Origin of the sequence: Methylosinus sp., assembly GCF_036560965.1 — a bacterium.
Lineage (GTDB): Bacteria > Pseudomonadota > Alphaproteobacteria > Rhizobiales > Beijerinckiaceae > Methylosinus.
This window is the reverse complement of sequence record NZ_DATBQF010000040.1, coordinates 25,075-40,855: the sequence shown is the minus strand read 5'-3', so window position 1 is coordinate 40,855 and position 15,781 is coordinate 25,075. Positions and strand designations below refer to the sequence as shown.

Sequence of the window (15,781 nt, the reverse complement as noted above, 5' to 3'; positions counted from 1 at the left end):
GCGGCCGCGGGGCGAAATTTTTTCTTTTTTGTGGCTGCGGCGAAGCAGGTCAGATCGCCTCGCGGGCGTCCGTCCGGCGGCCGGCGCCGTCGATCGCCTCGAGGATCGCCGCCGACAGAGCGTCGAACTCCACGGGCTTCGTCAGCAGGAAATCGACCCCGGCGCCGCGCGCGGCGCGCTCGTCCTCCTCGAGCGCGCTGGCGGTGAGCGCGACGATCGGCCGTCGTCGCGCGCCGGTGCGCGCCTCCTCCGCCCGGATCAGGCGCGTCGCCTCCAGCCCGTCCAGCTCGGGCATGAAGACATCCATCAAAATCACATCGAACGGCCGCATGCGTCCGCCGATCGCCGATCGCGCGAGCTCGACGGCGCGCGCGCCGTCCTCCACGCGCGTGACCAGCGCGCCGAGCTTCTCGAGATGGCGGCAGACGATCAGCGCATTGACGTCATTGTCCTCGGCGACCAGCACGCGGCGTCCCGAGAGCGTCGGCTCCGGCGCGACGAATCCGGTCTCGTTGCGCGTCGGCGGCGGCGCGGCGGACAGGCGCTCGACGAGCGAGGCGGCGCGCACCGGCTTCACCAGCCAGCCGTCGAAATGGCGCAGCGCCGCCTCGCCGAAGGCGCGCCGCTCCATCGGCGAGAACATCAGGAACACGCGGCCGGCGCCGGCGCGCCGGGCCTCGTCGGCGAGACGTTCGGTCGCCTGCTCGCCGAAGGCGCAGTCGACGATGACGGCGTCGAAACGACCCTCCTGCTCGTCGTCGAGACGGCTCGCGCCGCGCGTCTCGTCGGGCGCGATCTCGGTCTGCGCGCCGGCGCCGCGCAGAATCTCGGCCATGAAGGGGCCCTCGAAGATCGTCGGCGAGACGATCATTACGCGGGAGCCGGCGAGCGGCCGCTTGCGCTCGCGCGCACGGTCGTCGAAGAGCGCATGCAGCCCGCGCGGCAGAGTGAAGGCGAAGATCGCGCCGAAGCCCGAACCCTCTTCGATCTCCAGCCGGCCGCCCATCAGCCCGGCGAGATGGCGGGAGATGGCGAGGCCGAGGCCGGTGCCGCCGTGCCGCCGCGTCGAGGAGCCGTCGCCCTGCTCGAATTCCTCGAAGATCATCTCGCGCGCCGCCGGCGCGACCCCCGGCCCGGTGTCGGCGACGCGAAACACCAGCGCGCCTTTGGCGTCGCGCTCGACCCTGAGGCCGACGCCGCCGCTCGCGGTGAAATTCACCGCATTGCCGGCGAGATTGACGAGCACCTGGCGCACGCGCGCGGCGTCGCCGCCGACGGTCTCCGGCGCGTCCGGCGCGATATAGCTCGCGATCTCGAGATGCTTGGCCTGGGCGCGCGGCGCCAATAGCTCCACCACGCCCTCGACGAGCGGCGCCAGCGCGAAAGGCTCGACCTCCAGCTCGATCTTGCCGGCCTCGATCTTGGAGAAGTCGAGAATATCGTCGATGAGCTGGGCGAGCGATCGGCCGGAGGCGGCGATCGCGTCGACATAGCTCGCCTGCTCGGCGTCGAGCCGCGTCGCCGCGAGCAATTGCGCGAGGCCGAGCACGCCATTGAGCGGCGTGCGGATCTCATGGCTCACCGTGGCGAGAAAACGGGATTTGGCCTGGCTCGCCGCCTCGGCGCGGTCACGCGCGGCGGCGGCGGCGCGCAGCTCCCAGATCTCGTCGCGCAATCCCTCGAGCTCGGTCTCGACCGCCCGTCGCCGCAGCGTCCGGCGCGCGCGCAGAAACCCCAGCCAGCCGACCGCGGTGAGCGCGGCGAGGAAAGCGAAGGCGACGAAGACGCAATCGGGAATGGTGGGCATGCGGAGCGTCCAAAATCATTCGATGACGGCGATTATTTCACGGAAATAGAGAGAAAAGTATGAATTGGCGGGCAAAGCGCGAGCTCAGGCGGCGGCGCGCGCCCCGGCGGAGCCGCCCCGATAGGCGAGAGCTTCGGCGAGATGGCGGCGCGCGATCGCGTCCGAATTGTCGAGATCGGCGATGGTGCGGGCGAGCTTCAACGCGCGGTGAAAGCCGCGCGCCGAGAGTCCCAGACGTTCGGCCGCCTCGCGGATCAGCGCCGTCCCGGAGGCGTCGAGCGCCGCGACTTTCTCGATCGCGCTCGCCGGCGCGCTGGCGTTGGTGGTGGAGCCGGCGAGCCCGAGCGCTTCGTAGCGCCGACGCTGGCGGTCGCGCGCCGCGGCGACGCGCGCCGCGACCTCGGCCGAGCCCTCGGCCGGCGGCGGCAGCACGAGATCGGCCGCCGACACGGCCGGAACCTCGATCCGCAGATCGAAGCGGTCGATCAGCGGGCCGGAGAGCCGCGCCTGATATTGCGCGACGCAGCGCTCATTGGGCTGGCGGCGGCAGGCGAAGCCCGGATCGAGCGCATGGCCGCAGCGGCAGGGATTCATCGCCGCGACGAGCTGGAAGCGGGCGGGGTAGACCGCGCGGTGATTGGCGCGCGAGACGGCGACCTCGCCGGTCTCCAGCGGCTGGCGCAGGCCGTCGAGCGCCTGCGCCTGGAATTCCGGCAATTCGTCGAGGAACAGCACGCCATTATGGGCCAGCGAGATCTCGCCCGGGCGCGCATGGGAGCCGCCGCCGACCAGCGCCGGCATGGAGGCCGAATGATGCGGCGCGCGAAAGGGCCGCCGGTCGGTGAGCTCGCCGCCCGCGAGCTCGCCGGCGACGGAATGGATCATCGAGACCTCGAGCAGCTCGCGCGGCGACAGCGGCGGCAAAATCGAGGGGAGGCGCGCCGCCAGCATGGATTTGCCGGAGCCGGGCGGGCCGTTCATCAGGAGATTGTGGCCGCCGGCGGCGGCGATCTCCAGCGCCCGCTTGGCGCTCTCTTGGCCCTTGATGTCGGCGAGATCCGGCAGATCCGCGGCGGCCGCGCGCACGGCGGGCGTGGGCCGGGCGAGAACTTGCGTTCCCTTCAGATGATTGACCAGCTGGAGCAGCGAGCGCGGCGCGATCACCTCCATGTCGCTCGACGCCCAGGCCGCCTCCGGACCGCATTGGCGCGGGCAGACGAGCCCATGGCCGCGCATATTGGCGGCGACCGCGGCGGGCAGCACGCCCGCGACCGACGCGATCGCGCCGTCGAGCCCCAATTCGCCGAGCACCGTATAGCCGTCCAGCGCGTCCGAAGGGATGGCGCCGATCGCCGCCATCACGCCGAGCGCGATCGGAAGATCGTAATGGCTGCCCTCCTTGGGCATGTCGGCCGGCGCGAGATTGACGGTGATGCGCTTGGCCGGCAGCGCGAGGCCGGAGGCGATGAGCGCCGCCCGCACCCGCTCCCGCGATTCGGCGACCGCCTTGTCGCCGAGGCCGACCAGAGTGAACACCACATTGCCGCTGGCGATCTGGACCTGAACGTCGACCGGCTTGGCTTCGATCCCCTCGAAGGCGACCGTCGAGACCCTGACCACCATGCGAAAGCTCCGACCCCGAGCAGAAAGAAAGCGCTCCAACGCGGACGTCGCCATAGTAGATGCGGCGCCCCGCCTCGGCAAGAACAATATGAGAACGAAATTTCGCCGCGCTTCGGCAACGGCCCGCTAACCGGCGGGAGCTAGTCTGCGCCGGGATTTCAGGCCCGATATTTTCGAGATTTGCGAAAGCGGCGCCATGGCCCCGCCGCGCTCTCGTGACAGAAGAGCGCGAAAGCGGGCTTGGTCCGAGAGCGAAAGCGGGCTTCGTCCGAGAGATGGGAAGCGCGAGATGTCTCAGACCAATCGAATGAGGACGGCGCTCGGCGTCGCGGCACTGGCCTTGTCGCTGGGGCTCTGCCCGGCGGGCGCGCGGGCGGCCGAATGCGGGCGCAATGGCGAGGGGTTCGAGAGCTGGCTCGACGGCTTCCGGCGCGAGGCCGCGGCGGCGGGTGTCTCGAAGCCGGCGATCGATTCGGCGCTCGGCGACGTGTTCTACGACCGCTCGGTGATCTCGCATGATCGCGGGCAGAAAGTGTTTCGCCAGACCTTCGAGCAATTCTCGGCGCGCATGGCCAATTCCTTCCGCGTGAGCAAGGGGCGCTCGCTGCTGCAGAAGCATGCGGCGCTGTTCAAGCGCATCGAGCAGAAATATGGCGTGCCGGGGCCGGTGCTCGTCGCGATCTGGGGGCTGGAGACGGATTTCGGCTCCTATCTCGGCAATTTCCCGACGATTCGCGCCTTGGCGACGCTCGCCTATGATTGCCGCCGCGCGGACAAATTCCGCGCCGAGCTGCTCGACGCTCTGCGCATCGTCGAGCGCGGCGATCTCGATCCCGCGCAAATGCGCGGCGCCTGGGCCGGCGAGATCGGCCAGACGCAGTTCATGCCCTCGTCCTATCTGAAATTCGCCGTCGATTTCGACGGCGACGGCAAGCGCGATCTCGTCCACAATACGGCGGATGTGCTCGCCTCCACCGCCAATTTCCTGCACGGCTACGGCTGGAAGCCGGGCGCCGGCTGGGACGAGGGCGAGCCGAATTTCCCGGCGCTGCTCGAATGGAACAAGGCGAAGGTCTATTCCAAGACCATCGCCCTGCTCGCAGACAAGATCAAAGGCGCGGGCGACTGACGGGCGCGCGCTATTCGGCGGGCTCGGCGCCCGCCTTCATCGGATGGATCGGCCGGTGCCGCAGATAGATGAAGAACATGGCGACCACGGCCGCGCCCATCAGCAGATATAAGGGCAGGGTGCGCATGAAGCTCTTGCCCACCGAGAAGGGGAAGCGCGACACCCAACGCTCGCCATGGTCGCCGGTGACCGTCACTATGCCGACGAAATAGCCCGCATCCGGAAAGTCGTGCTCGAAATTGATGGTGCCGGTGGGATAGGTGCGCGGGCCGCGATAGGCGACGGTCACCGCATCGAGGTCGGCGTTCTCCCTCTCCTCGCCGCCGATATCCTTGACGATCCTGATCTCGACCGCCATGTCGCGCAGCTCGTCCTGCTCGGCGTCGAGCGCGATGATCGTGTGGCCGGTCGCTGGAATATCCTCGCAGAACTCGTTTTTCGAGGCGTCCGGCAGATAGCCGGTGAAATTCATGATGTCGGGACCGACGAAGAGGCGGCAACGCCCCTCGGCTGAGCCGAGCCGGCCGTGGGCCGTGGCGGGCGCCGCCGCGGCGAGAAGCATGAGCAGCAGGGTGAGGAAAGCGGGCGGAGCGGAACGTATCGCAGAGCGCAGAAACCCATCGATCGACCGCCAGAACGGGGCAAGACCGCTGTCGGACATGATGATTCCCCCATGGAGCATGTGTTGCGGGCCTCGTTCCGTGGGCGCTTCGCTCCGACGACGAAGCGAGAGCCGGATCGGCCGACCCGGTCGCTCGCCGCCTGCGACAATGCGGCATGTTAGCGCATTCTGTCGGTGCGGCAAGAGCGTGAGCGGGCTTCGATTTTTCAACCGGAGCGGGCTTCGATTTTCTCGCCTCCCCGAGTCGCTTTCGAGCGTGGCCGCGATGCAATACTGCGACCTTTGCTCGAGTGTTGCTCGGCGTGGCGCGGGCTCGGCCGGATTCGGCCCGCGGACTCTTGTTTTTCCGCTTTCGGCGCGCCATATTCGCCGTCAGGGACCGCGCCGATTGGCCGGATAGACCGGGCCGCGCGGCCTTTTTCGAGAGGATGCTATGTCCAATTTCGACCGCAACACGAGCTTCGGCTATCGGGGCGGCGTCTCTAGAGCCGGCACGGCCGAGATCGACCAGGGCCTGCGCGCCTACATGCTGGGCGTCTATAATTATATGGTCCTCGGTCTCGGCGTCACCGGCGCGGTGGCGCTCGGCACGCATATGCTCGCAGTGGCCAAGGAAGGCGGCCGGCAGATCGCGCTCACGCCCTTCGGCCAGATGCTCTACACGAGCCCGCTGAAATGGGCGGTGATGCTCGCGCCGCTGGCGTTCGTGTTCTTTCTCGGCTTCCGCGCCGATCGTATCTCCGCGGCGACGGCTCGCAACCTGTTCCTCGCCTTCTCGGCGGTGATGGGTCTGTCGATGTCGTCGATCATGATCGTGTTCACCGGCGCCTCCATCGCCAAGGTGTTCTTCATCACCGCGGCGGCCTTCGGCGGCCTCAGCCTCTATGGCTATATGACGAAGCGCGATCTCTCGGCCTTCGGCTCCTTCCTGGTGATGGGCCTGTGGGGCCTCGTGCTCGCGAGCCTCGTCAATCTGTTCTTCCAGAGCAGCGCGATGCAGTTCGCCTTGTCGATCCTGTCGGTGTTCATCTTCGCTGGCCTCACCGCATGGGACACGCAGTCGATCAAGGACGGCTATTATCAGAGCGCCGGCTATGGCCACGAGGTGGTGGCGAAGCAGAGCATCTTCGGCGCTCTGTCGCTCTATCTCGACTTCATCAACATGTTCCAGTCGCTGCTCTATCTGTTCGGCGAGCGCAACGACTGATCGTCGACGCCGCTTCGGCGACACGAGAAAGAAACGAAGGCCCCGCTGCGGCGGGGCCTTTTTTTAATCGCGCACCAATTCGAGCTTTTTCTGCAGCACGGCGACGACGCGCGCGAGATCGTGGCCGCGGCGCATCACGAGGCCGCCGGAGGCGACGACGCAGAAGGCGCCCTGACGGCGGGCGAGCTCGGGATTTTTCTCGATGCGATAGAGCGGCGCCTCGCTGGCGCGGCGATAGACCGAGAACACCGCCTTCGCGGGGGAGAAGTCGATGGCGTAGTCGCGCCATTCGCCGGCCGCGACCTTCGAGCCGTAGAGATCGAACAGCAATCGCAATTCGCGCCGGTCGAAGGACACGAGCGGGGCGGTTCTGCTGTCGTGCGCGGTCTTGGTGTCGGGCGCGGTTCTGGCCCGGTCCGGATCATTGGTCGCGCGGCCTGCCACGATGGCGAGCGGGCCGCGCCGCCGGCTGGGATCGGTCGTCTCCGTCTCGCTCATGCCGTTTCCCCATCTCGTCAGGCATGATCGCGCGGCAATGGCGCGAGGGCAAGACATAGATGACATTCTGGCGACGATCGGCGCGGCGGAGGAAGGTCAAATTTCACATTTTCGCCAATATCGAGCCCCTTGTCCGACAAAGGAGGCGACCAATATCTAGCGTATTGCCTCGACAGGCTCGGGAAGTGGTTTTTCCGGATTTCGTCAGCCCCCCAGCCCCCCGGAAGGGCGCTTTTCGAGCAGCGTGAGTTCGTGGCGATGGACGGGCCGGCCGGGCGACGCTCGGGCGGCCCGTCTTGTTTTTGCAATGCGCTTTTTGCACGTCGCGCTTTTTGCCTGTCGCGCTTTTTTTGCCTGTCGCGTATGGCGACGTGTCGCGGCGGTCTTGCAACCTTGCCGACAATCTCCGATATCAGCTCTCGCGCCCCGCTCGAGGCGGCTCGACGGGCGCCATTGCCGATCAATGACGATCGCTATATCCCGGAAGCGCCCGCGCGCCGTCGGCCATGCTTCCATTTGCGGGAAGCGGCGCGCGCGGCGGAGCCGATAGAAAAGCGGAGACGACGCCCGTGAACGATCACGCCGAAACAAATACGATCGACGCTGCCGAGCGCAGCGATTACGGCTTCCAGGCCGATGTCGCGCGGCTTCTCGAGCTCATGACGCATTCGGTCTATTCGGAGCGCGACATTTTCCTGCGCGAGCTGGTGTCCAATGCGGCGGACGCCATAGAGAAGCTGCGCTTCGAGGCGGTGGCGAACGAAGCGCTGGCGGCCGAGGCCGGCGCGCCGCTCGTCACCATCGCGGTCGACAAGGACGCCCGCACGCTGAGCGTCACCGATAATGGCGTCGGCATGTCGCGCGACGATCTCGTCGCCGCGCTCGGCACCATAGCGAGCTCCGGCACGCGCGCCTTTCTCGACGATCTTTCGGCGAAGCGCGGCGCCGAGCAGGCGAGCTCCGACAAGGGAGGCGCCGATAAGAGCGTCGCCGACCTCGGCGGCTCGCTCATCGGACGTTTCGGCATCGGCTTCTATTCCGCCTTCATGGTCGCCGATCATATCGAGGTGGCGACGCGCCGCGCGGGTTCGTCCGAAGCCTTTCTGTGGACCTCGGAAGGCAAGGGCTCGTTCCAGATCGCGCCGCTGGCGCTGGACGCCGCGCCCGCCGTCGGCACGCGCGTCACTCTGCATCTCAATTCCGAATCGGACGAATTCCTCGAGCCCTATCGCATCGAGCAGATCTTGCGCGAGCATTCGGGCGCCATCGCCATACCGATCGACCTCGTCGAGGAGCAGGGCAAGGAGCCGCGCCGCCTCACCGACGGCTCGGCGCTGTGGACCAGGTCCAAATCCGAGGTGAGCGAGCAGGACTATACGGATTTCTATCAGCAGATCTCCGGCCAGTTCGACGAGCCGGCGCTCACCATTCATTGGCGCGCCGAGGGACGCACCGAATATACGGTGCTCGCCTTCGTGCCCGGCTCGCGGCCCTATGATCTCTTCGATCCGCAGCGCAAGAGCCGCTCCAAGCTCTATGTGCGCCGCGTGCTGATCTCGCGCGAGGCCGATGTGCTGCCGCCCTGGCTGCGCTTCATGCGCATCGTCGTCGACAGCGCCGATCTGCCGCTCAATGTCTCGCGCGAGATGGTGCAGACCAATCCGATCCTCGCCGCGATCCGCAAGGCGATCGGAACGCGCGTGCTCAAGGAGCTCGCCGATCTCGCGGCCAATGATTCTGAGAAATTCGCCGCCGTATGGAAGAATTTCGGCGCGGTCCTCAAGGAGGGGCTGCATGACGATCCGGTGCGTCGCGACGAGATTTTCGCCATAGCGCGTTTTTCGACGGCGCAGCATCCGGACGGCGACCGCAGCCTGAAGGACTATGTCGAAAATCTGCGGCCCAATCAGACCGCTATTTATTACATCACCGGCGACGACAAGAAGCGGCTCGCCTCCAGCCCGCAGCTCGAAGGCTATCGCGCCAAGGGCATCGACGTGCTGCTGCTCGCCGATCCGGTCGACTCCTTCTGGGTGACGAGCGCGGTCGGCTATGACGGCAAGCCGTTCAAATCGGTGACGCAGGGCGCAGCTGACATGGACGCCGTGCCGACGCCGGAAGGCTCTCCCGACACGCCGCCCGCCGAGACGAGCGCGGATGTCGCGCTGCTCACCGCGATGCTGAAGGAGACATTCGCCGGAGAGGTCGACGATGTGCGCGTCTCGACGCGTCTGCGCGAGAGCCCGGCCTGTCTCGTCGCCGCCGATCACGGCTTCGATCTGCAGCTCGCGCGAATGCTTCAGGAGAGCGGCAACAAGGCCGCTCTCGGCAAGCCCGTGCTGGAGATCAATCCGAGTCACGAGGCCGTGCTGGCGCTCGCGCAGAAGGCCAAGGCGGACAAGCAGGGCGCCGAGGACGGCTTCTGGCTGCTGTTCGACACGGCCCGCATCGCCGATGGCGAGGCGCCGCTCGACGCGGCCGCTTTCGCCAGGCGCGTCGCCGCGCTGCTCGCCAAAGCGTGACGCTTCTGTCCACTCTCGCGCTCGACGAGGGGACGCGCGCCGCGGCGCTCGACGAGGTCGCGGCCTTTCTCGATCGTTGCGGCGTCGAGGATGCGCGCCGCGACGCGCGCGCGCTGCTCTTTGCCGCCGGCGGCTTCACGGCGGCGGATCTGCTGCTGGAGCCGACGGCGGCGCTCGCCGGCGCCGCGCGGGCAAAGCTGCGCGATTATGCGCAGCGCCGCGCGGCGCGCGAGCCTGTGTCGCGCATTCTCGGCGCGCGCGGCTTCTGGACGCATGATCTCGTCGTCGCGCCGGGAGTGCTCGATCCGCGGCCGGACACGGAGACGCTGATCGAGCTTTCGCTCGAGCTGCTGCGCGAGCGTCGCGGCGAGGCGCTCCTGATCCTCGATCTCGGCGTCGGCTCGGGCGCGATTCTCTGCGCGCTGCTCGCCGAATTGCCCAATGCGCGCGCCATCGGCGTCGATCTCTCCGCCGACGCCTGCGCCGCCGCCGCGCTCAATCTGTCGCGCTGCGGATTCTCGCGGCGGGCGTCCGTGCTGCGCGGCCGCTGGGCCGATTCGCTCGCCGCGCGATTCGATCTCATCGTCTCCAATCCGCCTTATATCGCCAGCGGAGAGCTGGATGGGCTGGAGCCGGAGGTGCGGCTCCATGATCCGCGTCTCGCGCTCGACGGCGGCGCCGATGGGTTCGATTGCTATCGCGAGATCGTCGAGGCGCTGCCGCGTCTGCTGGCGCCGATGGGCGCGGCGGCGCTCGAGGCGGGAGACGGCCAGGCGCGCAGCCTCGCCGCGCTATTGGCCGAGAAAGGCCTCGAGCCGGCCGGAATTCGCAAGGACGCCGGCGGGCGCGAGCGCGCGGTCGCCGCGCGTCGCAGCCGCTGAGGCGTCGCCGAGCCGTGACATATTGGCTACACCTCCTATTTATGTGAGAGACAGGCGCTATTTATGTGAGAGACGGACGGTTCGCGCCCTTGGCGAGTGTGCCCGGGTGGACTATAGTCGCCTGCGATAAGACGCTGAACGTCGTGAGCGACGCCGAGCGCGGATGTGGGGAAATACGGCCGGTCCCCGAAATTTTGCCGATGGCGCGCATCCCGCGCCGCTAGGGCCGGAGTCCGGCGCCGCCGTTCGAACCCGAAAAGTCTATGCATGATCGGGTGTTCAGCGCGCGACACGGAGCGTGTTCGGGCGTTCGAGCGTGAGCGGCGGTTGTGCGATCGGGGCGCGATCGAGAGCTAGAGGCCAGACGGGCGCGAGGCGGAACGGCGGGCTCGAGGCGGAACGCGCAGCGCTTGCGAAAGTCGAACGAATTCGACAACTGTCACCAAGGCCGAGCCGACGGGCCGAGCGCGCCCTTTTGCTCAGCAACGCTTCGAGCGTCGGCGGCGCTCGGATCGAGAATGTGAATTCGGCGCAGGCGATTCCATGAGGACGCCGCGTCGGCCGCGCGATCCATGTCCGGATCGCGCAAGCGACAGAACGGACAGAAACGCTGCTCGAGGTCGAGCGGGGCCGCTCTGTTGGATCGGGCGTTTGCGGCAATGGCCGCGCCCGGCTTCCGCCTCTGACGCAGTTTCGAGCGTTCGTCCCTTTCGGCGCGTTCGGCCGAAGCACGACACGCCGAGCCAGCAAAGCGTAAGGACCTTCTCGGGGATATTCGATGAGACCAGGACAGAATAAACGCATTCGCGGCCGTAATGGTGGTCGTAAAGGACCCAATCCCCTCACACGCTCCTACGAGTCGAATGGTCCCGACGTGAAGATCCGGGGCACCGCTCAGCATGTCGCCGAGAAATATCTTCAGCTCGCCCGAGACGCGCAATCCTCCGGCGACACGATCATGGCCGAGAGCCTGCTTCAGCACGCCGAACATTATTTTCGTCTGATCGCCGCGGCGCAGACCGCGCAGCAGCAGGCGCAGGGCGGCTATGGCCGCGCTTATGAGACGACCGACTCCGATCTCGACGACGATGAAGATTTCACCGGAATCTCGGATCGTTTCGCGCCTCTCTCCGAGCGCTTGCCGCAGACCGCCGGCTATCAGCCGCCGCAGCAGCCTTATGCCGCCGCGCCCTATCCGCAGCCCGTCGCGCAGCCGCAATTCTCGCCGCAGCCGCAGCCGCAACCCTATGAGGAGCGTCCGATCGGCGAGCGTCCGGTCAACGAGCAGCGCTATGAGCGCCAGCCGCGCCAAGATCGTGGGGGCTCGGATCGCGGAGGCCAAGATCGCGGGGGGCAAGATCGCGGGGGCCAAGATCGTGGGGCTCAAGATCGCGGCGGCTTTCGGGATCGTCGCGACCGCAATGGCGAAGCGAACGCCGAGGGCGGCGGCGACCGACCGCCGCGCCAGAACTTCGACCGCAATCGCGAGCGCCGGTTTCCGCCGCGCGTGCAGCCCGCCGTGCAGGAAGAGGCGCCGGCCGCCGCGCTGCCGTCTTTCATCACCGCGCCGATTCGCGCCGCCGGCCCGGAGGAAACGGAGACCTTCGCTCGCACGGAGCGCGCCGCGATCCGCGATCATGAAGAGGCGGCCGCGGGCTTTCATCTCAATCAGCGCCGCCGCCGCCGCACGACGCGTCCGGCGAACGAAGACGCCAACGGCAATGTCGCCGCCGACGAGCCGCCGCGTTCCGACGAGCTGCCGCTCGCCGACTGAGCGCGTTCCGACGCCTTTCGACGCATTCCCTCGCGCTCCAGTCGTCGCACCCTCTTTTCGAGCGCGAGGGTCTTTCCCATATCGGCCGTAACGGTCGCCGCAAGGGGCCGATTTCACGCCATATAGGGACGAGGCGGCTGCTCGACGCGGCGCCTCGAAGCCGGAGGGTTTCCATGAATTTCGACAAATACACGACCCGCGCGCAGGGCTTCGTGCAGTCGGCCTTGTCGCTGGCGACGCGCGAGGGCAATCCGCAGCTCACGCCCGAGCATGTTTTGAAAGTGCTGCTGGACGACGAGCAAGGCCTGTCCGCCGGCCTCATCGACCGCGCCGGAGGCCATTCGCGCGAGGCGCTCGCCAAGACCGAGGCCGCGCTGGCCAAGCTGCCGAAAGTCACAGGCGGCGGCGCCGGACAGCCTTCGCTCAATCAGGCGACGGCGCGGCTCTTCGACAATGCCGAGAAGCTCGCGCAAAAGGCCAGCGATTCTTATGTCACGGTCGAGCGCCTGCTGCTCGCGCTCGCCCTCGAGAAGGGCACGGAAGCCGCGCGCATATTGAGCGAGGCGGGCGTCACGCCGCAGACGCTCAATTCCGCAATCGAAGATTTACGCAAGGGCCGCACCGCCGATTCGTCCTCGGCCGAGAGCGCCTATGATTCGCTGAAGAAATATGCGCGCGATCTCACCGAGGCTGCGCGCGAAGGCAAGCTCGATCCCGTCATCGGCCGCGACGAGGAAATTCGCCGCACCATTCAGGTGCTGTCGCGCCGCACCAAGAACAATCCCGTGCTGATCGGCGAGCCCGGCGTCGGCAAGACGGCGATCGTCGAAGGACTGGCGCTGCGCATCGTCAATGGCGATGTGCCCGAATCGCTCGTGGACAAGAAGCTGCTGGCGCTCGACATGGGCGCGCTGATCGCCGGCGCGAAATATCGCGGCGAGTTCGAGGAGCGGCTGAAGGCGGTGCTCAACGAGATCACCGCCGCGCAGGGCGGGATCATATTGTTCATCGACGAGATGCACACGCTGGTCGGCGCCGGCAAGGCGGATGGCGCGATGGATGCGTCGAATCTGTTGAAGCCGGCGCTGGCGCGTGGCGAATTGCATTGCGTCGGCGCGACCACGCTCGACGAATATCGCAAGCATGTGGAGAAGGACGCGGCGCTGGCGCGGCGCTTCCAGCCCGTCTTCGTCGACGAGCCGAATGTCGAGGACACCATCTCCATTCTGCGCGGGCTGAAAGAAAAATACGAGATGCACCATGGCGTGCGCATCACCGACGCCGCGATCGTGGCGGCGGCGACGCTCTCCAATCGCTATATCTCCGACCGTTTTCTGCCCGACAAGGCGATCGACCTCGTCGACGAGGCGGGCTCGCGGCTGCGCATGCAGATCGACTCCAAGCCCGAGGAATTGGACGAGCTCGACCGCCGCATCATCCAGCTGCGCATAGAGCAGGAGGCGCTGCGCAAGGAGACCGATCCGGCGTCGAAGGACCGTCTCGCCAAATTGGAGACGGAGCTCGCCGAGCTGACCGAGAAATCATCGGCGCTCACCCAGCGCTGGAAGTCCGAGAAGGACAAGCTCGGCCTCGCCCAGAAGCTGAAGGAGCAGCTCGAGAGCGCCCGCAACGAGCTCGCCCAGGCGCAGCGCCGCGGCGAGTTTCAGCGCGCCGGCGAGCTCGCCTACGGCCTGATCCCCGATCTCGAGCGCAAGCTCGCGTCGAGCGAGAAAGAGGGCGCGCAGAAAATGCTCGAGGAGGAGGTCACTCCCGAGCATGTGGCGCAGGTCGTCTCGCGCTGGACCGGCATTCCGGTCGATAAGATGCTCGAGGGCGAGCGCGAGAAGCTGCTGCATATGGAAGACGAGCTGTCGCGCCGCGTCGTCGGGCAGAGGGAGGCGGTCGCCGCCGTCTCGACGGCCGTGCGCCGCGCCCGCGCCGGATTGCAGGATCCCAATCGCCCGATCGGCTCCTTCATCTTCCTGGGGCCGACCGGCGTCGGCAAGACGGAGCTGACCAAGGCGCTCGCCAATTTCCTCTTCGACGACGAGACCGCTTTGGTGCGGCTCGACATGTCCGAATATATGGAGAAGCATTCGGTGGCGCGGCTCATCGGCGCGCCTCCCGGCTATGTCGGCTATGAGGAGGGCGGGGCGCTCACCGAGGCGGTTCGGCGCCGGCCCTATCAGGTCGTGCTGTTCGACGAGATCGAGAAAGCGCATCCGGATGTGTTCAACGTCCTGCTGCAGGTGCTGGACGATGGGCGCCTGACCGACGGCCAGGGGCGCACGGTCGATTTCAAGAACACGCTCATCATCATGACGTCCAACCTCGGCTCCGAATTCCTGGTGATGCAGCAGGAGGGCGAGGATTCCTCCGCCGTTCACGCCGAGGTGATGCAGGTGGTGCGCGCGCATTTCAGGCCGGAGTTCCTGAACCGCGTCGATGAGATCGTGCTGTTCCACCGCCTGCGGCGCGAGGATATGGGCGCGATCGTCGATATTCAGATCCTGCGGCTGCAAAAGCTGCTGGACGATCGCAAGATCACGCTGAAGCTCGACGAGAAGGCGCGGGCGCTGCTCGCCGCCAAGGGCTACGATCCCGCCTATGGCGCGCGGCCGCTGAAGCGCGTGATCCAGAAGGAGCTGCAGGACCCGCTTGCCGAGGCGCTGCTCGGCGGCGAGATCGTCGACGGCTCCACCGTGTGGGTCTCGACCGACAGCCAGGGGCTGACGCTGGATGGACGGCCGATCGGGCGGCGCGGCCTCGGGACCGAAAAGGCGGCGTGAGACGGGGGCGCGGCGGCGCCCCCTCATCCGACCCTCGCTGACGCGAGGGCCACCTTCTCCCACCCCGCGGGAGAAGGGCTGTAGCGTCGATAAATCGCATTATCTTTCAAGAAGAGGCGGTCACCTTCTCCCACTCGTGGGAGAAGGTGTCGCGCGAAGGCGCGACGGATGAGGGCCGGCGCGCAACTTGCTTCCCGCAAAAGCGGAGGCGCGCAATGAAATTCTATATGACGCCGGGGTCCTGCTCGACCGGAATTCACATTCTGCTCGAGGAGATCGGCCTCGTCTTCGAGGCCTATATCCTCAATCTACCGCGGGGCGACCATCTGAAGCCGGAATATCTCGCCATGAATCCGCATGGCACGATTCCGACGCTGCTGCGCGACGACGGCACGGCGCTCTGCGATTTTGTCTCGATCGCGACATGGCTCGCCGAGACCTATCCGCGCCGCAAGCTGCTGCCCGAGGACCTCGCCGGCAAGGAGCGGGCGATGGAGGTGCTCAATTTCGCGACGCGCTATATCCATGGCGAGGGCTTCCGCCGCGTCTTCACGCCGGAGCGCTACGCCGTCGCCGGCGACATAGAGGCGGTGAAGGCGCAGGGGCGCGAGATCGTCGCCGAGGCGCTCATGAAGGTGAGCGGCGAGCTCGACGGCAAGAACTACGCGGCGGGCGCCTTCTCCATCGCCGACGCCGGCCTGTTCTATGTGGAGTTCTGGGCCGATAAGATCGGCATGGAGCTGCCCGTCAATTGCCGCGCCCATTACGAGCTGATGAAGACGCGGCCCACTGTGCGGCAGGTGCTGGCCGAGGAAGGCTATCGCTGATCCGCGGTCGCCCCGCCACTGTGGCCGCCGGGCCACAATCATAGAGATTCCGCGCGAGCCGGAGTGTCGCGCTTGTCATTGCGACATGCGGGCGCCATGATT

General features: G+C 67.1%; 11 protein-coding genes. 7 read left to right on the top strand and 4 right to left on the bottom strand.

All coding sequences use genetic code 11. The features are described 5' to 3' along the window. Positions 1 to 49 precede the first annotated feature (49 nt). Positions 50 to 1,807 (bottom strand): ATP-binding protein, encoded by a 1,758-nt coding sequence (locus VIF40_RS11300; protein ID WP_331937615.1) that lies wholly within the window; start codon positions 1,805 to 1,807, stop codon positions 50 to 52. Positions 1,808 to 1,891: 84 nt separating this feature from the next. After that, positions 1,892 to 3,430: a YifB family Mg chelatase-like AAA ATPase gene (locus VIF40_RS11295; RefSeq protein ID WP_331937614.1), complete on the bottom strand. Its 1,539-nt coding sequence runs from the start codon at positions 3,428 to 3,430 to the stop codon at positions 1,892 to 1,894. Positions 3,431 to 3,719: 289 nt separating this feature from the next. Here VIF40_RS11295 and VIF40_RS11290 point away from each other — a divergent pair, with 289 nt between their 5' ends. Next, positions 3,720 to 4,559, top strand: coding sequence for a lytic murein transglycosylase (locus VIF40_RS11290; protein WP_331937613.1), 840 nt, complete (start codon positions 3,720 to 3,722; stop codon positions 4,557 to 4,559). Between the two features lie 10 nt (positions 4,560 to 4,569). Here the strand turns inward: VIF40_RS11290 and VIF40_RS11285 are convergent, their stop codons facing one another. After that, positions 4,570 to 5,220, bottom strand: a complete 651-nt coding sequence (locus VIF40_RS11285; protein ID WP_331937612.1) for a hypothetical protein — start codon at positions 5,218 to 5,220, stop codon at positions 4,570 to 4,572. A 394-nt stretch (positions 5,221 to 5,614) separates the two neighbouring features. Between VIF40_RS11285 and VIF40_RS11280 the strand changes: the two genes are divergently transcribed. Beyond that, positions 5,615 to 6,388, top strand: a complete 774-nt coding sequence (locus VIF40_RS11280; protein ID WP_331937611.1) for a Bax inhibitor-1/YccA family protein — start codon at positions 5,615 to 5,617, stop codon at positions 6,386 to 6,388. Between the two features lie 63 nt (positions 6,389 to 6,451). On the opposite strand, the gene VIF40_RS11275 is transcribed toward VIF40_RS11280, so the two are convergent. Then, complete coding sequence (locus tag VIF40_RS11275; RefSeq protein ID WP_331937610.1) at positions 6,452 to 6,886, bottom strand: DUF2794 domain-containing protein; 435 nt, start codon at positions 6,884 to 6,886, stop codon at positions 6,452 to 6,454. Positions 6,887 to 7,392: 506 nt separating this feature from the next. Between VIF40_RS11275 and htpG the strand changes: the two genes are divergently transcribed. The 5 genes from htpG (at position 7,393) to VIF40_RS11250 (ending at position 15,679) form a co-directional block, all read left to right on the top strand. Beyond that, complete coding sequence (gene htpG, locus VIF40_RS11270) at positions 7,393 to 9,408, top strand: molecular chaperone HtpG (RefSeq protein WP_331937609.1); 2,016 nt, start codon at positions 7,393 to 7,395, stop codon at positions 9,406 to 9,408. Further along, positions 9,405 to 10,289 (top strand): peptide chain release factor N(5)-glutamine methyltransferase, encoded by an 885-nt coding sequence (gene prmC, locus VIF40_RS11265; protein ID WP_331937608.1) that lies wholly within the window; start codon positions 9,405 to 9,407, stop codon positions 10,287 to 10,289. Before htpG ends, prmC begins: the two co-directional genes overlap by 4 nt. Positions 10,290 to 11,067: 778 nt before the next feature. Beyond that, complete coding sequence (locus tag VIF40_RS11260; RefSeq protein WP_331937607.1) at positions 11,068 to 12,063, top strand: DUF4167 domain-containing protein; 996 nt, start codon at positions 11,068 to 11,070, stop codon at positions 12,061 to 12,063. A 173-nt stretch (positions 12,064 to 12,236) separates the two neighbouring features. After that, positions 12,237 to 14,852 carry an ATP-dependent chaperone ClpB gene (clpB, locus tag VIF40_RS11255; RefSeq protein WP_331937606.1) on the top strand — a complete coding sequence of 872 codons (2,616 nt, stop codon included), beginning with the start codon at positions 12,237 to 12,239 and terminating at the stop codon, positions 14,850 to 14,852. A gap of 215 nt (positions 14,853 to 15,067) precedes the next feature. Further along, positions 15,068 to 15,679: a glutathione S-transferase family protein gene (locus VIF40_RS11250; protein WP_331937605.1), complete on the top strand. Its 612-nt coding sequence runs from the start codon at positions 15,068 to 15,070 to the stop codon at positions 15,677 to 15,679. Positions 15,680 to 15,781: the final 102 nt, after the last annotated feature.